Raw genomic sequence first — 23295 nt, 5'->3', positions numbered from 1 at the left:
GATCAGGCTCCTAGATCGGCACGCTCTGCGGCCGCTTCCACCGCACCCACCAGGCCACGATCAGCCGGGTCATGGTGAAGGCGGTGAACACCGTGGTGATGATGCCGATACCGAGCGTCACGGCGAAGCCGCGCACCGGGCCGGTGCCGATGTAGAACAGCACCGCGGCGGCAATGAAGGTGGTGATGTTGGAATCGAGGATGGTCGCGAGCGCCCGCTTGAAGCCGGCGTCGATCGCCGAGATCGCGTTGCGGCCGCCGCGCAGCTCCTCACGGATGCGCTCGTAGATCAGCACGTTGGAGTCCACGGCGATACCGACGGTGAGCACGATGCCGGCGATGCCGGGCAGCGTCAGCGTTGCGTTGAGCAGCGACAACAGGCCGAAGATCATGGCGACGTTGATGGCCACGGCGATGTTGGCGAACACCCCGAACAGCCGGTAGGTCAGCAGCATGAAGATGATGACGAGGATCGAGCCGACATAGGCCGCGAGCTCGCCCTTCTCGATCGAGTCCTGGCCGAGGCCCGGACCGACGGTGCGCTCCTCGACCACCGTCAGCGGCGCCGGCAGCGCGCCGGCGCGCAGCAGGATCGCCAGATCGTTGGCCGACTGCACGGTGAAGCTGCCGGAGATCTGGCCCTGGCCGCCGGTGATGGGCTCGCGGATCACGGGCGCCGAGATCACCTTGTTGTCCAGAACGATCGCGAACGGCAGCCCAACGTTCTCCTGCGTGGCCTGCGAGAACTTGCGCGCACCCGAGGTGTTGAACTTGAAACTGACGACCGGCTCGCCCGTGCGCTGGTCGAAGCTCGCCTGAGCGTCGGTCAAATCGCCACCCGCGACCAGCACCTGCTTCTTGACCACATAGGGCGTGGGCGGCGGCGAGGCGCTCATCAGCAGTTCGGATTCCGGCGGCAATCTGCCCGCTTGCGCCTGATCCGGCGGCACGGAGGTATCGACCATCCGGAATTCCATCTTCGCGGTCCTGCCCAGCAGCTCCTTCAGGCGGGTCGGGTCCTGAAGGCCGGGGACCTGCACCAGGATGCGGTCATTGCCCTGGCGCTGGATCACGGGCTCGACGGTGCCGAGCTCGTTGACGCGGCGTTCGACGATCTGGATCGACTGCTCGATGGTCTTGCGCAGGCGATCGAGGATCGCAGCCTGCGGGACGCTCAGGCGGATCACCCCGCCGCCGGCATCGGTCACCTCGAGGTCGCGCTGACCGCTGGATCCCATCAGGCCGCCCAGCGGCTGAGACAGTTCGCGCAGCTTGGCGAGCGCAGCCTGAGCGTCTGATTCCTTGGTGATGCGAACCTCGACCGCGTCGTTGCGCACGGTCACGCCGCCGGTGAAGCCGATCTTGGCATCGCGCAGCGTGCGGCGAACGTCGTCGCGGATCTGGTCGAGCCGTTCCTTCTTCACGTAGTTGGAATCGACCTCGAGCAGCAGGTAGGAGCCGCCCTGGAGGTCGAGGCCGAGCACGAGCCGGCGCTGCGCCCAGGCCGGCCAGGTCTTGACCTGCGACTCGGGGAAGAAGTTCGGGACCGCGCAGAGGCACACGATCAGCGCCGTCAGGATGATCCCGAGCGCCTTCCACCGCGTGAAATACAACATCGACTGGACCTCAGATCAGGAGACTTGAGATGCTCGCGGACGCGCTCACTTCGAGGCGGCGTCGTCCTTGGCGGCTTCCTTGCTTTCCTTGGCCGGCTCGCCCTTGGCGCGCACGCCCGAGATCATCTGGCGCATCTGCCGCACGCGTACGCCGTCGGAAATCTCGAACTCGATCTGATCGTCGTCGACGACCTTGGTGACCTTGCCGACAAGGCCGCCCGAGGTCACCACGGTGTCGCCGCGGCGGATATTCTTCACAAGGTCGGCGTGGTCACGGACCTTCTTCTGCTGCGGACGCAGAATCAGGAAGTACATGATCACGAAGATCAGGGCGAACGGCAGCAGCGACATCAACATGCTGTTGGTGTCGCCGGCGCCCGCGGCCTGGGCATACGCAGGGGTAATCAGCATTCGGACGATCCTCGTGAGAACGGGGGAAAGCCGGTCAGGCCCTCAAAGGCGACCGGTTCGGTCAAATTCGCGCGGACTATAGCGGCCATTGCCCCAATTGCAACGCTGCCAGACTGCCCTTTTGACCCACCTTGCAGCGCGCCGTCAGGCCCGATAAGGCTGCGTTCTCAGGAACTTCGGACATGCCCAAAAACCTTAGCAAAAGCCCGGCCGGCAAAGGCCCCCGCACCCCTGCCCGCAAGCCCGCCCCCGTCGCGGCAAAACGCCCCAAGGGGGCCGTCAAGGCAGCCCTCGAGGCGGCCCCAAACCTCTCCCAGGAGCGCATGGTCCGCGCGCTGGAGACCATTGCGGCGCACCTCTCCGCCCAGGGCAAGCCGGCCCTCGAACGCGAGTCGTTCAAGCAGGCCGATGCCTATGTCTGGCACCCCGACGGCCGCCTCGCCGCCGTGCCGCGGGTCAGCCGCGTCGAGCTGTTCCTGCTCAAGGGCGTCGACCGCATGCGCGACATCCTGATTGAGAACACCGAGCGCTTCGCCAACGGCCTGCCCGCCAACAACGCGCTGCTCTGGGGCGCGCGCGGCATGGGCAAGTCGTCGCTGGTCAAGGCGGCGCATGCCAGCATCAACGCGGAGCGAAAGCCGGCGGACAGGCTGAAGCTGATCGAGATCCACCGCGAGGACATCGAAACGCTGCCGATGCTGATGGAGAAGCTCCGGGACGCCAGCTTCCACTTCATCGTGTTCATCGACGACCTCTCCTTCGACGGCAACGACGCGTCCTACAAATCGCTGAAGGCCGTGCTCGAAGGCGGCATCGAGGGCCGGCCCGAGAACGTCATCCTCTACGCCACCTCCAACCGCCGCCATCTGCTGGCGCGCGACATGATCGAGAACGAGCGCTCGACCGCGATCAATCCCGGCGAAGCGGTCGAAGAGAAGGTCTCGCTGTCGGATCGCTTCGGCCTGTGGCTCGGCTTCCACCGCTGCAGCCAGGACGAATACCTCGCCATGGTGCGCGGCTATTGCAGCCATTTCGGCGTTAAGGTCGACGATGAGGCGCTGGAGCGCGAGGCGCTGGAATGGTCGACCACCCGCGGCTCCCGCTCGGGCCGCGTCGCCTGGCAGTTCGTGCAGGAGCTGGCGGGCCGACTGGGCGTGAAGCTGTCGGCGAAGTAAGGCTGGCTTTCACCCCACTCACAACTGTCATTCCCCGCCTTGTGCGCAATTGCGCACTGGAGCGGGGAATCCAGTTCGCCGCAGCCTGTCGGCTCAACCACAACTATCTCTTGAATACTGGATCGCCCGCTTTCGCGGGCGATGACACCGTTCGTGTGGTGAGGGGCTGGCGGCGCCTCACGCCCCGTTCAGGAACTGAAGCGGGTCAACCGGGCTCGATCCTTTGCGGATCTCGAAGTGGAGCTGCGGCGACGCCACCTCCCCGGATTGACCCGACTTGGCAATGACCTGACCGCGCTTGATGGTATCGCCGCGCTTCACCATCAGCTCACTCGCATGGGCATATGCGGTGACGTAGCCGTTGGAGTGCCGAACCAGGACAAGATTGCCGTAACCCTTCAGCTCGTTGCCGGAATAGGCGACGACGCCGTCTTCCGCCGCCTTCACCGGCGTCCCCTCGGGCACCGCGAGATTGATGCCGTCATTGGACTTGCCATTGGTCTTGGCGCCGTAGCTCGTGACCACCTTGCCGCGCACCGGCCAGCGGAAGGTCGGCAGCGCGCTGGTGGTCTCCGCAGCTTTCGCCGGGGTCTCGGCGGGCTTCTCTTCGACGTTGGTCGTGGCCTGGGCCAGGCGAGCGCTCTGCACCGGCGCGGCGACAGCCGCCATCTTGGTGGCGGGCGCGGGAGCGGCAGCAACCGGCTGGAGCGTGCCGACGACCGGAGCAGCCCCGACAGGAGCCGCCGCAACCGGCGCCGCGAGGGCAGCGGTCTTGGCACCGGGCACGGTCAACCTGGTGCCGAGCTTGAGCTTGGCCGACGGATCGAGGCCGTTGGCACGGGCGAGCTCGGCCGACGTAATATGGTTCTTGCGGGCAATGCTGGCGAGCGTGTCGCCGTGGTTGACGAAGTGGGTGCTCGGCGGCGCCGCAATGGCCGCAACCGGCTTGGCTGCAGGCGCCATCGCAGGAGCCGCAGCGACGGGAGCCAACGCGGGCGCAGGTGCAGCGGCCGTGGCCGGATGCGGGATGATCAGCTGCTGGCCGGGCGAGAGCGAACGCGGCCCCTTGTAGCCGTTGGCGGCAAGGATCGCCTGCGGCGTGACACGATAACGCTTGGCGAGGACGTCGAGCGTATCGCTGGTGCCGACGATGATCTTGGTGCCTCCGGCCGGCTGAGCCGCGGCAACGGAACGCGGCGGCACGGTGGCCGTGGTCTCAAGATGCGGCTGCGTCGGGGGCGCGTAGGAGCTGACGCCGCGCCCGCCTCCGGACACGCCACCACCACCCGTGACGGGATAGGATTGCGGTGAGGACACCGCCGGCGGCGGCAAGGGCTGAGACTGATAATAGCCGGGCTGCGTCTGCGGCCGCGAATATTGCGGCAGCTCGCGCTGCTGCGGCGGCGGGGCCTGCTGCACCGAACCGGTCTGGTCAGAGGAGAAGGGGTTGGAGAAGTTCGACTGGGACAGCCGCGACGACATGTCGGCGCTGCATCCTGCGAAACTGAAGGAGATCAGCGCCAGCACCGCGACCTGCGGTACGCGGCGCGAGTAAAGCAACTCGGCGACGACGGACATGGTTACTCACTCGTACGCAACAGAACTGGTGTTTTAAGTAAACACGCGCCGAGTAAATAACGGCTTAACCCTCCCAATAAGATGTTGGCGGCGCAGCCGATCCGGAAATCTACAGCTCCCGCGCCACCCCGGGCAGTGCCGGCACGAAGCGGACCTCGACGAGTTCCTTGCGCTCGATCCCGGCTTCGGTGCGGGTCAGGCGGACCAGCGTCTGCACACCCTGATGCGGGCCGACCGGCGCGATCAGGATGCCGCCGACCTCGAGCCGCTCGACCAAATTGTCCGGAAGCTGCTCGACCGCGGCGGTGACGATGATGCGGTCGAACGGACCGATATTAGGCGGCAGATTGAGCCCGTCGCCGAGCATCACCTCGACATTGTGACAATCGAGCTTTTCGAGCCTGGCGCGTGCCGTGTCGGCAAGCTTGCGGTAGCGCTCGACTGTCAGGACCTGGCCGGCGAGCCGCGACAGCACGGCAGCCTGATAGCCGGAACCTGCCCCGATCTCGAGCACGCGGTGCCGCTTCTGGAGCTGGAGCTGCTCGGTCATGTAGGCCACGACGAAGGGCTGGCTGATGGTCTGCCCGCAGGCGATCGGCAGCGCGCTGTCACGATAGGCCCCGTCGCGATCGGCCTCGTCGACGAAAAGCTCGCGCGGCACCTCCTCCATGGTTCGCAGCACCGCCTGATCGCTGATGCCCCGACGCCTCAGCGTGAGCTGAAACATCATCTTTTCCGGCGGATGCTGATGGGAGGTCATTGCCTGCTTGTGCTGTCTTGCCGGGGCCAGTGGACGTTAAACCCGGGCGCAAGAATCGTGTTCCTGCTCAGGAACCCATGATAACCTTCGCCTGGAGCATTTGACCACAAATTGGCTTGCCACGGGCGAGCCGCGATGACCATTTTCAGGTATCCGTTCGTCGAAACGCGCATTGCGTCAATTCGTGTTATCTGCGAACGTTTTTGGCAATGGGCAAGGGACTCAATTATGACCGCGACAGGGCTTTCCGGCCGCTCTGTATTTCTCGTCGAGGACGAGGTGATGATCAGGATGATGGTCGCGGACATGCTCGAAGAGCTCGGCTACAAGGTCGCAGCTGAGGCCGGCGACATCACCGAGGCCATGCGGCTCGCCCAGGCGACCGAGTTCGACATCGCCATTCTCGACGTCAACGTCAACGGCAAGGTGATCTCGCCGGTCGCCGATGTGATCAAGGCGAAAGGCTGCCCGTTCATCTTCGCCACCGGTTACGGCTCCTCCGGCCTGCCCGAGCAGTACCGCGACCGGCCGGCGCTTCAAAAGCCGTTTCAGCTCGACGCACTCGGCAAGACCATCGAAGCCGCACTTCGCGGCGGCTAGCCGCTATTTCAGCGTCGCGCTGAGCTCTTCCGAAAACGCTTCGTTGGTACGGTCGAGCCTGAGCGGCGTGACCGAGACGTAGCGCTCGCGAAGCGCAGCCAGATCGGTGCCGTCCGCCGGGGTGTCCATCATCGCGGCGCGCTCGAAGCCGATCCAGAAATAGGGATTGCCGCGGCCGTCCTGGCGCTCGTCGATCCTGAGGAAACCGAGATTGCGCTTGCCCTGGCGCGTGACGCGGATGCCCAGCACATCCTCGGGCGCGCAGGACGGGAAGTTGACGTTGATGACGGTGTCCTTCGGAATGCCCGCGGCAATCACCTTGCGCAGGATGTCGGGCCCGAACTTGCGGGCGGTGTCCCACGGCGGGCGCTCGCGGGTCTCGACGCTGAACTCCTGCGACAGCGCGAATGAGGGCAAGCCCAGGATGGTGCCTTCCAGCGCGCCGGCGATGGTGCCGGAATAGACCACATCCTCGGCGACGTTGCGGCCCTTGTTGACCCCGGACAGCACGACGTCGGGCAGCTTAGCCCCGAGGATATGGCGCGCGCCCATGATGACGCAGTCGGTCGGCGTGCCGCGCACGGCAAAGTGCCGCGGACCGACTTCGCGCAGGCGCAAGGGATCGTTCAGCGACAGCGAATGCGACACGCCGGACTGGTCGAGCTCGGGCGCCACCACCCAGACGTCGTCGGACAATGCGCGCGCGATCTCCTCCACGACCTTGAGGCCGGGGGCGTGGATGCCGTCGTCATTGGTACAGAGAATGCGCATGCGAAGGGTCGATTCCAAAAAAACGGGGTCTGAGCGGTCTTATCCGGCTCCGGCCGATCAGGCAAACCGGCTGATCGGAGGTTCCCGGCCACGTCCTACCGGCGGATGCGCCATTGCGGCAGGAAGCGCGCCAGCCGCCCCTCGGCACGCAGACTCATCGCGGGTACCGCCGGACTGACGATCGGCGCCTCGATCACGCCGAGCGCCTCCAACTGCGCAACGAACGCATCCGGCTCCGGCGTCTGCGGAAAGCGTTCGCGCGCCACCGTCAGCGCGTTGTCGAAGTCGGCAGCATTCACACCGGGCTTGGCCCGCCGGCTCTGCACGAGATCCTCGTCCCAGAGCCGCGCGATCTCGATGTCGAGCACGCCGCGCAGGCGCTGATCGACGGCCTGGATGCCCGCCCCCGTCACCGCCCATTGTCGGCCGACCCAGAAGATGTCGCGGTGCAAGGCCATGAACGGTGGGTTCGCGTTGCGGGGCCGGCAGGATAGCCGGCCGCCAGATCTTCGCAACCGATCGTTTCCGCCGTTACAGGCGAGCAATGCGATTCTCGTCTTGACGCGTTTTCTTGGCGCGAACCGTACCCACTTCGCCCGAAAACGCTTTAGTCGCGCCCGATCACCTTCACGCCGCCCATATAGGGCTGCAGCACGTCGGGGACTGCGATCGAGCCGTCCTCCTGCTGATAGGTCTCCATCACGGCGATCAGCGCGCGGCCGAGCGCGGTGCCCGAACCGTTCAGCGTGTGGACGAAACGCGGCTTGCCGTCGGGACCGCGCGAGCGCGCATCCATGCGCCGTGCCTGGAAGTCGCCGCAGACCGAGCAGCTCGAGATCTCGCGGAATGCCCCGCCCTCGCCCTGCCCCGGCATCCAGACCTCGATGTCATAGGTTTTTTGCGACGAGAAACCCATATCTCCTGCGCAAAGCGTCATCACGCGATAATGCAGGCCGAGCCGCTGCAGCACCTGCTCGGCGCAGGACAGCATCCGCTCCAGCTCGTCCTTGCTCACCTCCGGCGTCGTGATCGAGACCAGCTCGACCTTGGTGAACTGGTGCTGGCGGATCATGCCGCGCGTGTCACGCCCGGCAGCGCCCGCCTCGGCGCGGAAGCACGGCGTCAGCGCAGTGAGCCGCATCGGCAGTTGCTTCTCGTCAAGAATGGATTCGCGCGCGAGGTTGGTGAGCGAGACTTCCGCGGTCGGAATCAGGCCGAGGCGCTCAGTCCTCAGCCGCTCCTGGTCGGGCGAGGCAAGCAGCTCGCCCTTGATCGCCCAGAACTGATCGTCCTCGAACTTCGGCAATTGGCCGGTGCCGAACATGATCTCGTTGCGCACCAGCAGCGGCGGATTGATCTCGGTATAGCCGTGCTCGTCGACGTGCAGATTCAGCATGAATTGTCCGAGCGCGCGCTCGAGCCGCGCCAGCGCCTTCTTCAGCACGACGAACCGCGCGCCGGAGAGTTTTGCCGCCGCCTCGAAATCCATGTAGCCCAGCGCCGTGCCGAGGTCGTCATGCAGCTTCGGCGCAAAGCTGTAGTTGCGCTTGTTGCCGAACACGTGGTGCTGGACGTTGCCGTGCTCGTCGACACCATCGGGCACTTCGTCGAACGGAATGTTCGGGATCGCGGACAGCTCTTTGGTCAGCTCCTCATCGGCGGCTTTGGCGGCGGCCTCGAGCTGCGGCATCGTAGTCTTGAGCTCGGCGACTTCGGCCATCAGCTTGGCCGCGCGCGCCTCGTCCTTGGCCTTCTTGGCATCGCCGATCTCCTTGGACGCCGCGTTGCGCCGCGCCTGCGCCTGCTCGGACGCCAGGATCGCCGCGCGCCGCGTCTCGTCGATCGCGAGCAGCGAGGCCGACAACGGCTTCAGGCCGCGCCGGGCGAGGCCGGCGTCGAAGGCTTGCGGATTGTCGCGGATCGATTTGATGTCGTGCATGGCTGTGGTCCTGGATCGGCGCGTAAACAGACAACGGCAAACGTTGTACGTCAGCGCGTCCCCTAGCACAGCTGCCATCATCCGCGAAAGCGGATGATCCAGTATTCCAGAGACGGTGGTGATTCTCCGAGGGGCCGCGGCGTACTGGATTCCCCGCACCAGTGCGCAATTGCGCACCAGGCGGGGAATGACACCGGAGCGTGGGGCCGCCCTACTCCGCCGGATTAGCCGGCGTCGACACGTCGGTGCCGGTGGCGGCCTGCGCCGCGGCGGCAGCCTTCTTCTCCACCATCGCCACCGCGATGATCGAGCCCTCATAGAGCGCCATCAGCGGAATCGCCAGCGAGCACTGGCTGATCACGTCGGGCGGCGTCAGCACGGCCGCGATGACGAAGGCGATGACGATGAAATAGCGCCGCTTCTCGCGCAGCATCTTCGAGGTGATGATGCCGATGCGGCCAAGCAGCGTCAGGATCACCGGAAGCTGGAAGGCAATGCCGAAGGCAAAGATCAGCGACATCATCAGCGACAGATATTCGCCGACCTTCGGCAACAGCTCGATCTTTGCGGTCTCGTCGCTGCCGAGTTGCTGCATGCCAAGCGAGAAGCGCGCCAGCATCGGGAACACAACGAAATAGACCAGCGCCGCACCCAGCACGAAAAAGAACGGCGTCGCGACCAGATACGGCAGGAAGGCCTGCTTCTCGTGCTTGTAGAGCCCGGGCGCCACGAACATGTAGACCTGCCCCGCCACGATCGGGAACGAGATGAAGGCCGCGCCAAACATCGCCAGCTTCAGCTGGGTCAGGAAATATTCAAGGAACGCAGTGTAAATGAGCTTGGCGTTTGCGGGATCGCCGACGGCCAGGACGTAAGGCCATACCAACACGTTGAATATCTGCTTGGCGAAGAAGAAGCAGAAGATGAACGCAATGCCAAAGCCGAGCAGCGCCTTGATCAGCCGCGAGCGCAGCTCGATCAGATGGTCCATCAGCGGGGCTTTGCTGGCCTCGATATCGGCGTCGGTCATGACGCTTTGGCGTCCTTGATCGCTTCGGATGGCGCGGTGTCCTGCGCAACCGGTGCCTGCTCGACCTCACGGGTGATCGCGAGCGGCTCGTTGGCGGCCGCATGCGCCTCGGCTTCAATGAAGGTCGCAGGCGTCGGCGCTTCCGGGGTGGTTGGTGTTACCGGCGGTTCGACCGCCGTTGTGGTCGACGTCTCTGCCGGCTTGTCCAGCGCATCGACACGGAGCGCGTCGCTGACGTCCTTCTGCAGCGAGGTCAGCGGATTGAAGCTGGTCGCGGCTTCCTTGACCTCGTCGAAGCTCTTCTTGAGGTCGGCCATTTCGGCCTCGCGCATCGCTTCCTGGAACTGGCCCTGGAATTCGGCGGCCATCTTGCGGGCCTTGCCCATCCACTGGCCGACCATGCGCAGCACGCCCGGCAGCTCTTTCGGGCCGATGGCGATCAGGGCCACGACCCCGATCAGGACCAGTTCACTCCACCCGATGTCGAACATGAGGTCTTCCGTTCACGCGAAGCCGCAGCCGGCCCAATCCCTTGCGCGCAGGATCGGGCCGCACCCCGCGTCTCGCGTGCTTCTTCCGGCTCAGACGGCCTTGCTGCCGACGTCGGACCGCGCCGCGGTCGGCGCACCATTGTGCTCGATGGACTTGGCCGGCTCGGGCTTCTCGGCGGGCTTGTCGTCGTCCTGCATGCCCTTCTTGAACGCCTTGATGCCCTGCGCCACGTCGCCCATCAGATCCGAAATCTTGCCGCGGCCGAACAGCAGCAGGACCACTGCGATCACCAGGATCCAGTGCCAAATGCTGAGTGAACCCATCCTGCAACCCTCCAAACGCGCATGGCCGGGGACCCGGCCGATCTTCACCGAAACCTAGGCTTGGCAGGTCTCAAAAACAAGGACCTAGGCAGCGCCAATTCGCTGTTGGCACTACGTAATCTTGCTAGTGTTAACCGGTCGCAGGGCACCGGTAAAACGCAAAGGCCTCACTCTTCGGTGCCGCCTTCACCGCCCCCCTCATTGCCGCCCTGCGGCGCCTCTTCCGGGGTCTCGGGCTCGACCGCAGGCGCCAGCGCCAGATCGAGGTCCTCGCCCGGTTCCAAGGGATCCTCGTCTTCGCGGAGCTGCGGGTCGTCCGACGGCGTCGGCACGCTGAATCCGGTCGGCAGGCGCGAATCCAGCAGGCCCGTGCCCTTCAGCTCCTCGAGGCCCGGCAGATCGCCGAGCTGTTCCAGGGTGAACTGCGACAGGAAGTCCTCGGTGGTTCCGAAGGTCAGCGGACGGCCGGGCGTCTTGCGGCGGCCGCGCGGCTTGATCCAGCCGGTCTCCAGCAGCACGTCGAGCGTGCCCTTCGAGGTGACCACGCCGCGGATCTCCTCGATCTCGGCGCGCGTCACCGGCTGGTGATAGGCGATGATCGCCAGCACCTCGATCGCCGCGCGCGACAGGCGGCGGGTCTCGGTGCTCTCCCGCGTCATCAGCCAGGCGAGATCGCCCGCCGTGCGGAAGGACCATTTGTTGGCGATGCGAACGAGATTCACCCCGCGCAAGGAATAGTCGGCCTGCAATTGCTCGAGCGCGGCCTTGACGTCGACGCCCTCGGGCATGCGCTTGGCCAGCGTCGCGGTATCCAGCGGTTCACTCGAAGCGAACAGCAGCGCTTCCAGCAGCCGCAATTCCTCGGGACGTGCCTGGGATTCGTTCTCCATCGGCTCGGCCTCTTCTATCCGCACTTCAGCCAGGCTTGCCATGGCAGATTCTCCTTCTTGCACTTAACCGACCGGCGCATCAGGCGCAGGAGCTGCGTCCGGCACCGGTTTGGGGCGCCCCTTCCGGAAATAGATGGGCGCAAACGCCTCTTTCTGGTTCAGCTCGAGCTGACCTTCGCGAACCAGTTCCAGCGCGGCGGCGAAGCTCGACGCGAACACCGTCGCGCGCTGCGTCGGATCGGCGACATGCCGGACCAGGAAATCGTCGAGCACGCCCCAATCGTCCTGCTCGCTGATGCTGCCGACCAGCCGCTCCAGCGTGGCGCGCGCCTCGGCGAGCGACCAGACCGTGCGCTTGGCCAGATGCACGCTCGCCAGCACGCGCGACTGGCGCTGCGAGGCGTAGGCGGTGAGCAAATCGTACAGCGTCGCCGTGTATTTCGGGTGCTTGATCTCGGCGATCTGCTCGGGCTCGCCGCGCGGGAAGATGTCGCGCAGCAATTGCTGCCTGTTCATCAGCCGGTTGGCGGCTTCGCGGATGGCCTCCAGCCGGCGCAGGCGATTGGCGAGCGCGGTCGCCATCTGCTCGGCGCTCGGGCCCTCAGCGCTCGGCGGCTCGGGCAGCAAGAGGCGCGACTTCAGGAAGGCGAGCCATGCCGCCATGACGAGGTAGTCGGCGGCAAGCTCGAGCCGGATCTTTCGTGCGGCTTCGATGAAGTGGAGATACTGGTCGGCCAGCGCCAGGATCGAGATCTTGGCGAGGTCGACCTTCTGCTGCCGCGCCAGCGCGAGCAGCAGATCGAGCGGGCCCTCATAGCCCTCGACGTCCACCACCAACGCCGGCTCACCCTCGGCGAGCTCTGCGGGCCGCCCGGTTTCGAAAGATAGAATTTCTGCGGTCATGCGGAAGCCGTGTTTGCCCGTGCGATCAATGCGTCCAGCTCAGTGCGTGCGGCGACGCGGTCGAGCGGTTGCGGCGTCTTGCGCGCGGCGAGCGCGGCGTTCGCCCGCTCCAGCGCCCGGCCCGACAGCTCAGGTGTCTGGCCGGCGACCTCGCGCATCTCCTCGATATTGCCGTTGCAATGCAGGGCCATGTCGCAGCCGGCCGCGAAGATGGCGCGGGTCCGCTCGGCGATATTCCCCGACAGCGCGTTCATCGACACGTCATCACTCATTAACAAACCCTGGAACCCGATTGCGCCGCGAATCACGTCAGCAATCATTGTCGCAGATGTCGTCGCCGGATGGGCGGGGTCGACCGCGCTAAACACAACATGTGCAGTCATGGCCATCGGCAGGTCCGAAAGCGGCTTGAACGCGGCGAAGTCGGTCCGTTCCAGCTCTCCCCTCGGCGTATCGACCGTCGGCAGCTTGAAATGGGTGTCGGCAGTGGCCCGGCCATGGCCGGGAATGTGCTTGAGGACCGGCAACACGCCGCCCTGCTCCAGGCCCTCGGTGACCGCGCGGGCAATCGCTGCGACCTTGCCGGGCTCGGTGCCATAAGCCCTGTTCCCGATGACCGCATCGGCGCCCTCGACCGGCACGTCAGCGAGCGGCAGGCAATCCACGGTGATGCCGAGATCGGCAAGATCGGCTGCGATCAGACGGGCGGACAACCGCGCCGCGGTGAGCCCGAGTGCCGAATCAGTGTCGTACAAGGTCGAGAAAACGGCGCCCGGCGGATAGACCGGCCAGTGCGGCGGACCCAGGCGCTGCACCCGTCCGCCCTCCTGATCGATCAGGACAGGCGCGTCGGCGGCACTCGCCGCCGTTCGCAATTCCGCAACCAGTGCAGCGACTTGAGCTGGGGTTGCGACATTGCGCTTGAAGAGGATGAAGCCCCATGGGCGCTGGTCGCGGATAAACTCCCGCTCGACGGCGGTCAGTTCCGTTCCGGATACACCGGTAATGAAGGCCCGCGTGCTCATAACGGCCGATTAACCCTGACCCGCGAGGGGGTCAAGGAAACGGCCGTTAATTCCTCTGGACGAAGCAGGCGGACAAGCCTGCAGACTTCAGGCTGTTGCAGGCGTGCGTCGCCTCCTCGGCCGAACCATAGGGACCGGCGAAGGCGCGGTAGACGACGCCCTTGCCCTTGTCGGTGAGGTCGACGCGCTTGATCACCGGCGAACGGGAGCCGAGCACGCTGCCATATTTGCTCTGAAGCACGCGGTACGACGCGGCCGCGCTATCCTCGCTCTGCTGCGAGGAGACCTGCACGATGTAGCCTCCACCGCCGCTGCTGGCGGGCGCGATTTGCGTCGGGGTGGTCGCAGCCATCCGCTGCGGCGGTTCGGCCGCCGGGACCGATTGCGGCGCCAGCGACATCGGCTGGTTGGCGCTGGCATTGGCCGAAGTCGGCGGATTGCGCGGTGCCGGCGGCACCACGGGCGCGGCAACAGGCTTCGGCGCAGCCGTCGGCTTGGCGGCGGCGGCCGATTGCGGCGCGGCGCTATCGGTCTGATCGCCCTTCACGGCGACAGTCCTGATCGGGCGCGGCGAACTGTTCGACATCGTGCCGTTGCCCGCGCCCGTGCTCGGCGGCGGTACCGCAGACGGCGACACGCTCGCCACCGAGGGCGGGTTCGCGTTCTGGTTCAGCGGCGGGAACACCACGCGAGGACCACCCGCCTTGGCGTTGACGTCGACCGGCGCTTCTTCGCGCGGCACGATCTTCTCGGTGCCATCGCCGCTCACCATGCGATCCGGCACCTTGGCCGAGGAATCCGACGGCGCGGGTACGATCTTGGTCGGAGTGTTGTCGGCCTTGATGATCGGCGGCTCACCGCTGCGGGGCGAGCCGACATAGGTCTTGTAGGCGAAGGCGGCGCCGGTGCCGACCACGGCAAGCGCCAGGATCGCTGCGACCGTCATCATGCCGCCGCGCTGCTTCTTGGGCTCTTCGGGCTCCGCCTCCGGATAGTCGCTCTGATACGCGTAGGGATCGTCGGGATAGGCCGGATCGCGCTGATAGTCCTGCTCGCCTGCCTCCAGCCGGCCATAGAGCGCATCGTCATAACGCGCCGGATCGGGCTGCTGATGCGGCTCCTGATAGGCGTGTTGCTGGTAAGCCTGATCCTGCTGGTAGGCCTGATCCTGGTAGGACTGCGCCGGATAGGCGTGATCCTGATAAGCCTGCGGCTGATGAAGTTCAGGCTCGGGCGCGGCGGGCTGGGCTGAATAGCGGTGCAACGGATGGACCGGGTTCACGGACACGGGATAGTCGGGCTCGGGAGCTGGCGCCGGCTGCGGCTGCACGTTGGCGCGCCGCATCCATGAGGGCGGCCCGGGCTGCGCCGGCGGGGCCTGCTCGGCATAGTCCTGCTGATAATCGTCTTGCCGATCCGCTTGCCGATAGTCGTCGTCCTGATAGCTCTGTGCGGGCGCAGGGACTGCCGGCGGATGTGCGCCGGGCCGCCCCTGAGCTGCGAACGGATCGGTCTGTCCGATCAGGCGGGCGAGCTCGGCCAAGGGATCGCTTTCCGCCTTGCCATGCTGGGCGCCACCGCGACCATAGTCATCGGAGGGAAACGGTCTGTCCTGATATCGTTCGGCCATCGTGATGATGCGTCCCTTCGGGAAAGCCGCGCGCCCCTCGACCAAGGCACGGCTTTCGACCCACAAGGCTTTCAACCAAGTCTAAGCGATCCGGCTTCTGCCGGTTACCCCCGATATTCCCCTTAAGTAGTTCGCCCCAAACTACCGCATCTCGTTCGGAGCATGGACGCCGAGGATGGCGAGGCCCGATGCCAGAACCGAGACGACGCCCTGGACCATGGCCAGTCGCGCCTTTGTAAGATCTGCATCATTATTGATAATGAAGCGTAAATAGGGCAAATCGCGCCCCTTCGTCCAAAGTGCATGAAATTCGCTGGCTAAATCATAGAGATAAAAGGCAATTCGGTGCGGCTCGTGGGCCGCGGCGGCAGCTTCCAGCATGCGCGGAAATATTGCGAGCCGCTTGAGCAGGTCGAGCTCGACGGGGTCTGACAGCCGTTCCACCGCCGACTCAGCGAGCCAGGCGATCCGCTCGCCGGCATCCTCCGGCAGTTCCGGGAACACCTCCGCTCTCGCGTTGCGGAAGATCGAGTGGCCGCGGGCGTGGCCGTACTGGACGTAGAACACCGGGTTATCGCGCGACTGTTCCATGACCTTGGCGAGGTCGAAGTCGAGCACCGCGTCGTTCTTGCGGTAGAGCATCATGAAGCGGACGGCATCCTGGCCGACCTCATCCACCACCTCACGCAAGGTGACGAAGTCCCCGCTCCGCTTGGACATTTTCACCGGCTCGCCGTTGCGCAGCAGCTTGACGAGCTGGACGATCTTGACGTCGAGCGAACCCTTACCAGAGGTCGTCGCCTTCACCGCCGCCTGCATGCGCTTGATATAGCCGCCATGGTCGGCGCCCCAGACGTCGATCATCTCCGCAAAACCGCGGTCGAACTTGTTCTTGTGGTAGGCGATGTCGGCGGCGAAGTAGGTGTAGGAATTGTCCGACTTGATCAGCGGACGATCGACGTCGTCGCCGTACGCCGTCGCCTTGAACAGCAGCTGCTCGCGGTCTTCCCAATCCTCGACCGGCGCGCCCTTCGGCGGCGGCAGGCGGCCTTCGTAGACATCGCCCTTGGCCTTCAGGAAATCGATGGTCTCGGCAACCCTGTTGTTGCCGCTCTCGATCAGCGAGCGCTCGGAGAAAAACACGTCGTGGCGGATGTTGAGGGCGGCGAGATCGTCCTTGATCTCGTCCATCATCATCGCGATCGCCTTGGCGCGCACCGTGGGCAGCCAACCGGCCTCGTTCATCGCGAGGAGCTTGTCGCCGTGCTCTTTCGCCAGCGCCGCGCCGACCGGCTTCAGGTAGTCGCCCGGATAGAGCCCCTCCGGGATCGCACCGATGTCCTCGCCGAGCGCCTCGCGGTACCTGAGGAACGCGGAGCGCGCGAGCACGTCGACCTGGGCGCCCGCGTCGTTGATGTAATATTCGCGCGCGACGTCATGGCCTGCGAACTGGAGCAGGCTCGACAGCGCGTCGCCAAACACGGCGCCGCGGCAATGGCCGACATGCATCGGACCGGTCGGATTGGCCGAGACGTACTCGACATTGACCTTGGACCCACCGCGGACGCGGCCGTAATCGGCGCCCTCGCGCAGCACTGTCCGTAACGCCTCGGCCCAGGCGGCCGGCCTCAAGGTCAGATTGATGAAGCCGGGACCGGCGACGTCGACCTTGGCGATCAGCGCGTCCGCGCGCAGCCGCTCTGCGATCCGCTCGGCGAGGTCGCGGGGCTTTGCCTTGGCCTCTTTCGCCAGCACCATGGCGGCGTTGGTCGCCATGTCGCCATGGGAGGGATCGCGCGGCGGCTCGACCACCACGCGCGCGAAATCGATGCCCTCGGGCCAGTTGGCTTCCGCCGCCAGCGTACGGCAGGCGGCGTGCACGCGTGCAAGCACGTCGGCGAACAAATGCAGTGCTGAGGATGTGTCGGGCATGGCCGCCGCCTAACGCAAATCCGGGGTCGAGTCAAAAAGCCGCTGGTGCTCGGTCAGGGCGAAACGGTCGGTCATTCCGGCAATGAAATTGCCGATCCGGCGGGCCCGGTCACCCTCATTGTCCGCCTCCGCCCCCAGCAGCCATTCCGGCGGCAACTCGCTAGGGGCTTTCAGGTATTTCGCGAACAGGTCGAACAGGATTTGCTCCGCCTCCCCCATCACCCGCATCACCCGCTTGTGACGGTACATGTGCTGATAGAGGAAGGTCTTGATGGCGGCCTCTTCCTCGGCGACCTCGGCCGGAAATGCGACCAGCGCCCGGCTCTGCTGGCGGACATCCTGGGCCGATTGGGGCTTCACCGCGGCGAGGTTCTTCTGCGCCTGCGCGAACACCGCGCCGATCAGGTGCGAGATCAGCTCGCGCACCAGCTCGGCACCACGCCTGAGGTCTTCGAGATCGGGATAATGCGCTGAGGTCTCGGCGATGATCTCAGCCGTGAGCGGCATCACCTTGAGATCGTCGAGATGGAACAGGCCGGCGCGCAGGCCATCGTCGATATCGTGGGCATCATAGGCGATGTCGTCGGCGATGGCGGCGACCTGCGCCTCCAGCGAGGCGAAGCTCCACAATTCGAGGTCGTAAGTCTTGATGTAGTCGGCGATTCCGACGGGAATGCCCTGCTCGCGATAGCGCCCCACCGGCGCGCCGCCGCGGTCGGTCAGCGGACCGTTGTGCTTGACGATGCCCTCCAGCGACTCCCAGGTCAGGTTGAGCCCGTCGAAATCAGGGTAGCGATGCTCCAGCGAAGCGACGACGCGGAGCGTCTGGGCGTTGTGGTCGAAGCCACCAAATTCCTTCAGGCAGGCGTCGAGCGCCCGCTCGCCGGCATGGCCGAACGGGGGATGACCGAGATCATGGGCCAGCGCCAGGGTTTCGGTGAGATCCTCGTCCAGCCCGAGCTGCCGAGCCAGCGCCCGGGCGATCTGCGCCACCTCCAGCGAATGGGTCAGCCGGGTGCGGTAATGGTCGCCCTCGTGGAACACGAACACCTGGGTCTTGTACTTCAGGCGGCGGAACGCGGTGGAATGGATCACCCGGTCGCAATCCCGCCGGAACGGGCTGCGGGTCCGGCTCGGCGGCTCCGCGACCAGCCGGCCGCGGCTGCGGTCGGGATCGCAGGCATAGGGCGCATGGGGGGCAGCCATTCCGACGGACACGACGAATTTAGTCCCTATCCATTTGATTCTGCGTATCCTTGCACTTAACTATGCCGGACGCGGGATACCAAATGAATTGGGCAAGTGAACCTGGTATGACCGCGCGACTATCGGAGACGAGCCATGACGACCGACGTGACCATCAGTGACCGCGCCGCACGCCGGATTGGAGAGATCCTCAAGGGCGAAGGCTCTGGCGCGATGCTGCGCATCTCGGTCGAGGGCGGCGGCTGCTCGGGTTTCCAGTACAAGTTCGACATCGACCGTGCGCGAACCGACGACGATCTCGTGATCGAGCAGGAAAATGCAGTGGTGCTGGTCGATTCCGCCTCGCAGCCGTTCCTGGCGGGATCGCAGGTCGATTTCGTCGACGATCTGATCGGTGCCTCGTTCCGCGTCAACAATCCCAACGCCACGGCGTCCTGCGGCTGCGGGACCAGCTTCTCGGTCTAGCCCGACTTTTGACGGGTCATGCCTGGATCATTCCGGCAAATTGCAATGGGAGTGCCGCTATCGCGCGGACTGCGGTTCAATCCCCCGCAAGTTTCTGTCCGACCGCGTAAAGCCTGCAATCTTCGCCGCGCGAATTGATCTTGCATTTCATCAAAGCAGGTTCGCGTGCCTCCGAAGCTGTGCGGCCAACTCCAATACCGCAGTGGCCGCCCGTGCTCACCGCGAAGGCCTTGGCATCATCGGGATTGGCGAGATAGTCCGCGAACGCCTCCTGACAAGCGGCGACAGCCCCCGGCGGGATTGGCAGCTCAGCGAACAACGGCGCCTCCATGACGGTCTTGGTCGGAAGACCCAGCTTTTCGAGGAAGGGTTCAACGGATGGAAACCAGGTGTCTGCCGGCGTGAGCATGACAGTATTGTGGCCGTTCGGTCGGAACGGAGGCAGCACATGCAACTGCGCTGGCGCACCGCCGGCGCTGTAGGCCGCGAACATACGCTGTGCCAAGTCTGGACCGTAGAATTGATCGTTCTCAGCATAGAGCCAAAGCATGGGGACACGGGCCGTGCGCCCCAATGCGGCTGATGTATCGACCAGATTATCAGGCGAGCAAGGTTGGTTGGGTGCGGAGAAGCTATGCCGACCGCCGTCAAAATTCACGGCGCCAACGACTCCCGGTATGTTCTGTGCGGCGACGGCCATCACCGTGAGCCCCCCAACGGAATGACCGAGCAAGACGACATGCTCAGCGTCGACCCAGGGCTCATGACGCAGTGAAGCGACCGCCGCAATGACATCGTCGCTGGCAGCGCGCGTGGCCGGAAGATAGTCGCAGGTCTGCCGCGCAGACTCGGAGAACCCTCCCCCAGATCGTCCATAGCCACGACGCATGATTGAGACCACTGCATATCCGCGCTGCGCGAAGGCGACGGCCGCCTTGCTGTAGCCGACTGGAGAACGGTTGAGGATTTCAGTGAAGAATTCCTCGCCGCCGCTAGGCATTCCGTGAGTGATCACGACGAGAGGAAATTTGCCGGGACGATCAGGACGAATGACGAAGCTTTCCAGCGACACTTTGTTGCCGGAGATCACGACAGGCAACATCATGTGCGCGCTCATCAGCGGCCCGTCGCCGGCGCGGGCGGAGGCCGTGAACAAGATGAGAAGCAGGACAACAATGCGCATGGCGCAGCAAGGTAACAGCGCGCATCCGAATTGCCAGCGTCCGGCCAACCGGTGCGAAACACATATTCATGCACGTGGTTAGCGCCTACGCGCCAGTTATCTGCTTCTCCTCGTCCGTCCACTCCATCTCGGCCGGCATCAGCTCCGGCTGCAGCGGCGCGTCCTCTGACATCGTGTAGCCGCCGAGCGCGCGCAGCAAGGCCGCGACCAGCGCCGGCTTGCGCAGCGGCTTGGCGAGGAAGTCCGACATGCCGGCCTCGCGGCAGATCCTGACGTCCTCGGGGAAGGCATTGGCGGTCAGCGCGACGATCGGCAAAGCTTCGCAGCGTCCGCCTTGCGCGCGGATGGCGCGGGTGGCGGCAAGCCCGTCCATGTCGGGCATGCGCACGTCCATCAGCACCACGTCGTAATTGCCTTCGGATGCTGCCGCGACGGCCTCAGCGCCGTCGGTGACGACGCGCAGCTCGACGTCGAAGGCCCCCAACATCTTGCTCACGACCATGCGGTTGACCGCATCGTCCTCCGCGACCAGCACCTCCAGCGGCCGATCGAGACCGGCGATACGGGCCTTGAGCTCGTCGGCCTCGTCGTGGCCGGCCGTCTGCTCGGAGGCCTGCGCCTGGCTCCAGGGCAGCACCAGCGTGAAACGGAAGGTCGAGCCCTCGCCCGGCGTCGAGGTGACGCCGATGGTGCCGCCCATCTGCTCGATGATGCGCCGAGAGATCGCAAGGCCGAGGCCAGTGCCGCCGAAGCGGCGGCTGATCGAGGCGTCCGCCTGCGCGAAGTCGCTGAAGAGCTGGCCGAGCTTTTCGGGAGCGATACCGATGCCGCTGTCGGTCACCGTCCATTCGACGGTCGCCAGCAAGTCGCGGCGCGCCTGGCAGGTCGCCGAGATTGTCACCTCGCCTTCATCGGTGAACTTCACTGCATTGGACGCGAGGTTGAGCAGCACCTGGCGGATGCGCGCGACGTCGCCGCGCAGCGTCGGCGGCAGGTTCGGGTCGAGTGCCAGCTTGACCGTCAGCCCCTTGGCCTTGGCGCTCGCGCGCACCACGGTCGCAACCGCCTCCACCAGCGCCTGCGGGGCGAAGTCGATCACCTCGAAGGTGAAGCGCCCGGCCTCGAGCTTAGACAGGTCGAGGATGTCGTTGAGGATGCGCTGGAGATTGTCGCCGGACTCGCGGATCGTGGTGACCGCCTCGCGCTGCTCCGGATCGAGCCTGGTCTCGAGCAGCATGCTGGCAAGCCCGAGCACGCCGTTCATGGGCGTGCGGATCTCGTGGCTCATCACCGCGAGGAAGTCCGACTTGGCGCGACTCTCGGCCTCCGCCTTTTCCGCGCGCCAGCGTTCGGTCACGTCGCGCCCGAAGCCGCGATAGCCGAGGAACTAGCCCTCGCGGTCATAGGCCGGCTTGGCCGTCAGCGACCACAGTCGCGCCTCGCCGCCGGCGACGACCTTGAGGTTCATCTCGTGCAGCGGCTCGTTCTGCTCCATCAGGCCGACGACGTTGTAGGCCGCGCTCTTGTCCTCCGGGCACAGCATGTCGAGCACGTCGGCGAAATGCGATCCCTTCAACAGCGGCAGCGGCAACTGAGCGACGTCCGCGAAACGCTCGGGCACGTCGACCAGATGCCCTTCGGCATCGGTCTGCCATAGCCAGTCGCTGGCGTTCTCCTGAAAGTCTTTCAGCAGCAGCGAGATGATCTCGGTCTGGCGTTCGAGCTCGAGCTGGGCCTTGAGATTGCCGAGGAACAGATTGCCCTGCGAGACGATACTGCGCGCCATGAAAAATGCGAACAGCAGCAGGAACACCGCCGTCACCAGATACGGCCCGGCGCCGCAGAGCAGCATCGCACCGGCGCAGGCGGTCGTCATGGTGGCGAGATAGACGAGGCCGGCGCGCGGGAAGGTCGACAGCGTGAAGGCACCGCCCGACATCATGCCGACCATCAGGCAGGCCAGGATCAGCTGGCTGGTCGGCTCGATGCGGCTGAACAGAGCGAGCGGCAGCGCGCCCCGGATCGCGGCGAGCAAGACCGCCTGCCGCAGCATTTGCCGCGCGGCGCGAGGCGAGGCCTCCTGCGGCGGGTTCTGGTGCGACCGCCGCCAGGCGCGCACCGCGAGCGAGGCGGTGGCGGCGAGCGTCAGGCCCCAGATCGCCAGGAAGTCGTTCCAGCCCCTGCCCCAGAACAGGATCAGCACGATGGCGACGTTCAGCATCGTCACCGCCATCGTCACGGGGATCAGCCGCGTCACGGCGTCGATCTGCTTGGCGCGGATGCGGCGGATCTCGCGCTCGCTGAGATCGGCGGTCAGGCCGTCCTCGATCTCGAAGCCGCCGAGCCAATACAGGAACGCGCCGATCAGGCCGTCACGCGGCTCAGTTTGCTTCATCGACTTGTCCGGCCATCCCATTCGCGGAACCTTTTGACGATCAATGGCCTGCCGCCTGCTTAAGCCGGGTTAATTTTGTGGGAGATTTTGCGGCGTCCTTGACGGGCGCGTTTGCAGTTTGTTCTAACCATGGCCCCTGCCCGGAGCCCGCCGACATGACCATCAGAGTTGCCACCTGGAACGTGAACTCGGTCCGGCAGCGGATCGACCTCCTGCTGACCTGGCTGAGGGAGTGCCAGCCGGACATCGTCTGCCTCCAGGAGATCAAATGCGTCGACGAGGCCTTTCCGCGGCTGGAGATTGAGGCGCTCGGCTACAACGTGGTCACCCACGGGCAGAAGACGTTCAACGGCGTCGCGTTGCTCTCCAAGCTCCGGTTCGACGAGACCAAGTCGGGGCTCGCCGGCGACGACGAGGACGCCCATGCCCGCTTCATCGAGGGCGTGGTGACGCTGAAGTCAGGCGTGATGCGCATCGCCTGTCTCTATCTGCCCAACGGCAATCCGGTCGGGACCGAGAAATATCCCTACAAGCTCAAATGGATGTCGCGGCTTCTTGATTATTCGAAAGAGCGCCTCAAGACCGAGGAGCCGCTGATCCTCGCCGGCGACTTCAACGTCATCCCGCACGCCCGTGACGTCCATAATCCCGCCGCCTGGACCGAGGACGCGCTGTTCAAGCCGGAGACGCGGGAGAGCTTTCAGTCCCTGCTCGGCCTCGGCCTGACCGATGCCCTGCGGGCTGTCACGGATGAGCCCGGGCTTTACACCTTCTGGGACTACCAGGCCGGGGCCTGGCAGAAGAACCAGGGCCTGCGGATCGATCACCTGCTGCTGTCGCCCCAGGCCAGCGACCGGCTCGCCAATGTCGGGATCGACAGCTATGTGCGCGGCTGGGAGAAGCCCTCGGACCACGTGCCGGTGTGGGCGGATCTGGATCTGGAGGCGGCGTAGGCTACGCAGAATTGGGGGG

Annotated in this window: 21 protein-coding genes and 1 pseudogene; 4 read left to right on the top strand and 18 right to left on the bottom strand. The window is 65.4% G+C overall.

What is annotated here, in order from left to right:
• Window positions 1-10 precede the first annotated feature (10 nt).
• Window positions 11-1615, bottom strand: coding sequence for a protein translocase subunit SecD (secD, locus tag GGD61_RS12185; protein WP_092257844.1), 1605 nt, complete (start codon window positions 1613-1615; stop codon window positions 11-13).
• A gap of 45 nt (window positions 1616-1660) precedes the next feature.
• Window positions 1661-2026 carry a preprotein translocase subunit YajC gene (yajC, locus tag GGD61_RS12180; protein ID WP_092257842.1) on the bottom strand — a complete coding sequence of 122 codons (366 nt, stop codon included), beginning with the start codon at window positions 2024-2026 and terminating at the stop codon, window positions 1661-1663.
• A 182-nt stretch (window positions 2027-2208) separates the two neighbouring features.
• Between yajC and GGD61_RS12175 the strand changes: the two genes are divergently transcribed.
• A complete protein-coding gene (locus GGD61_RS12175; protein WP_092258585.1) occupies window positions 2209-3201 on the top strand; it encodes an ATP-binding protein in 993 nt (330 codons plus the stop codon).
• A 177-nt stretch (window positions 3202-3378) separates the two neighbouring features.
• Here GGD61_RS12175 and GGD61_RS12170 read toward each other — a convergent pair whose 3' ends face one another.
• Both GGD61_RS12170 and GGD61_RS12165 read right to left on the bottom strand, forming a co-directional pair.
• Window positions 3379-4779, bottom strand: coding sequence for a LysM peptidoglycan-binding domain-containing M23 family metallopeptidase (locus GGD61_RS12170; protein WP_092257839.1), 1401 nt, complete (start codon window positions 4777-4779; stop codon window positions 3379-3381).
• A 109-nt stretch (window positions 4780-4888) separates the two neighbouring features.
• Window positions 4889-5539 (bottom strand): protein-L-isoaspartate(D-aspartate) O-methyltransferase, encoded by a 651-nt coding sequence (locus GGD61_RS12165; RefSeq protein WP_018317880.1) that lies wholly within the window; start codon window positions 5537-5539, stop codon window positions 4889-4891.
• A 228-nt stretch (window positions 5540-5767) separates the two neighbouring features.
• On the opposite strand from GGD61_RS12165, the gene GGD61_RS12160 reads away from it, so the two are divergent.
• Window positions 5768-6139, top strand: coding sequence for a response regulator (locus tag GGD61_RS12160; protein WP_008547195.1), 372 nt, complete (start codon window positions 5768-5770; stop codon window positions 6137-6139).
• 3 nt (window positions 6140-6142) lie between these two features.
• Here the strand turns inward: GGD61_RS12160 and surE are convergent, their stop codons facing one another.
• The 12 genes from surE to GGD61_RS12100 all read right to left on the bottom strand — a co-directional run bounded on the left by surE (window position 6143) and on the right by GGD61_RS12100 (window position 18280).
• Entirely contained in the window at window positions 6143-6910 is a 768-nt protein-coding gene (gene surE / locus GGD61_RS12155) for a 5'/3'-nucleotidase SurE (RefSeq protein ID WP_018317879.1), read from the bottom strand.
• A 95-nt stretch (window positions 6911-7005) separates the two neighbouring features.
• The gene (locus tag GGD61_RS12150) at window positions 7006-7368 is read right to left on the bottom strand and encodes a hypothetical protein (protein WP_092257836.1); all 363 of its coding nucleotides are present in this window, start codon (window positions 7366-7368) and stop codon (window positions 7006-7008) included.
• 149 nt (window positions 7369-7517) lie between these two features.
• A complete protein-coding gene (gene serS, locus GGD61_RS12145; RefSeq protein ID WP_179736574.1) occupies window positions 7518-8849 on the bottom strand; it encodes a serine--tRNA ligase in 1332 nt (443 codons plus the stop codon).
• A gap of 211 nt (window positions 8850-9060) precedes the next feature.
• Entirely contained in the window at window positions 9061-9879 is an 819-nt protein-coding gene (tatC, locus tag GGD61_RS12140; protein WP_018317876.1) for a twin-arginine translocase subunit TatC, read from the bottom strand.
• Window positions 9876-10370, bottom strand: a complete 495-nt coding sequence (gene tatB, locus GGD61_RS12135) for a Sec-independent protein translocase protein TatB (protein WP_018317875.1) — start codon at window positions 10368-10370, stop codon at window positions 9876-9878. Before tatB ends, tatC begins: the two co-directional genes overlap by 4 nt.
• Before the next feature lie 90 nt (window positions 10371-10460).
• Window positions 10461-10694, bottom strand: coding sequence for a twin-arginine translocase TatA/TatE family subunit (locus GGD61_RS12130; RefSeq protein WP_018317874.1), 234 nt, complete (start codon window positions 10692-10694; stop codon window positions 10461-10463).
• Between the two features lie 167 nt (window positions 10695-10861).
• Window positions 10862-11626 (bottom strand): SMC-Scp complex subunit ScpB, encoded by a 765-nt coding sequence (gene scpB, locus GGD61_RS12125; protein WP_177237162.1) that lies wholly within the window; start codon window positions 11624-11626, stop codon window positions 10862-10864.
• A gap of 21 nt (window positions 11627-11647) precedes the next feature.
• Window positions 11648-12487 (bottom strand): ScpA family protein, encoded by an 840-nt coding sequence (locus GGD61_RS12120; protein ID WP_018317872.1) that lies wholly within the window; start codon window positions 12485-12487, stop codon window positions 11648-11650.
• Window positions 12484-13512, bottom strand: coding sequence for a beta-N-acetylhexosaminidase (gene nagZ / locus GGD61_RS12115; RefSeq protein WP_183230744.1), 1029 nt, complete (start codon window positions 13510-13512; stop codon window positions 12484-12486). Before nagZ ends, GGD61_RS12120 begins: the two co-directional genes overlap by 4 nt.
• 46 nt (window positions 13513-13558) lie before the next feature.
• The gene (locus GGD61_RS12110) at window positions 13559-15142 is read right to left on the bottom strand and encodes an SPOR domain-containing protein (protein ID WP_183230743.1); all 1584 of its coding nucleotides are present in this window, start codon (window positions 15140-15142) and stop codon (window positions 13559-13561) included.
• A 141-nt stretch (window positions 15143-15283) separates the two neighbouring features.
• Window positions 15284-17074, bottom strand: coding sequence for an arginine--tRNA ligase (argS, locus tag GGD61_RS12105; protein ID WP_183230742.1), 1791 nt, complete (start codon window positions 17072-17074; stop codon window positions 15284-15286).
• 9 nt (window positions 17075-17083) lie between these two features.
• Window positions 17084-18280, bottom strand: coding sequence for a deoxyguanosinetriphosphate triphosphohydrolase (locus GGD61_RS12100; RefSeq protein WP_049814859.1), 1197 nt, complete (start codon window positions 18278-18280; stop codon window positions 17084-17086).
• Between the two features lie 135 nt (window positions 18281-18415).
• Between GGD61_RS12100 and erpA the strand changes: the two genes are divergently transcribed.
• On the top strand, window positions 18416-18745 hold the full coding sequence (erpA, locus tag GGD61_RS12095; RefSeq protein ID WP_183230741.1) for an iron-sulfur cluster insertion protein ErpA: 330 nt from the start codon (window positions 18416-18418) through the stop codon (window positions 18743-18745).
• A gap of 76 nt (window positions 18746-18821) precedes the next feature.
• Here the strand turns inward: erpA and GGD61_RS12090 are convergent, their stop codons facing one another.
• Together GGD61_RS12090 and GGD61_RS12085 are read right to left on the bottom strand one after the other, a co-directional pair.
• Complete coding sequence (locus GGD61_RS12090) at window positions 18822-19928, bottom strand: dienelactone hydrolase family protein (RefSeq protein WP_183230740.1); 1107 nt, start codon at window positions 19926-19928, stop codon at window positions 18822-18824.
• A gap of 85 nt (window positions 19929-20013) precedes the next feature.
• Window positions 20014-22344: pseudogene (locus GGD61_RS12085) on the bottom strand (ATP-binding protein).
• A gap of 134 nt (window positions 22345-22478) precedes the next feature.
• Here GGD61_RS12085 and xth point away from each other — a divergent pair.
• Window positions 22479-23276 carry an exodeoxyribonuclease III gene (xth, locus tag GGD61_RS12080; protein ID WP_018317865.1) on the top strand — a complete coding sequence of 266 codons (798 nt, stop codon included), beginning with the start codon at window positions 22479-22481 and terminating at the stop codon, window positions 23274-23276.
• Window positions 23277-23295 lie beyond the last annotated feature (19 nt).

Origin of the sequence: Bradyrhizobium sp. SBR1B (assembly GCF_014198205.1) — a bacterium.
GTDB lineage: Bacteria > Pseudomonadota > Alphaproteobacteria > Rhizobiales > Xanthobacteraceae > Bradyrhizobium.
Note: the sequence above shows the minus strand (reverse complement) of the source record. Positions and strands in the feature narration are given on the sequence as shown.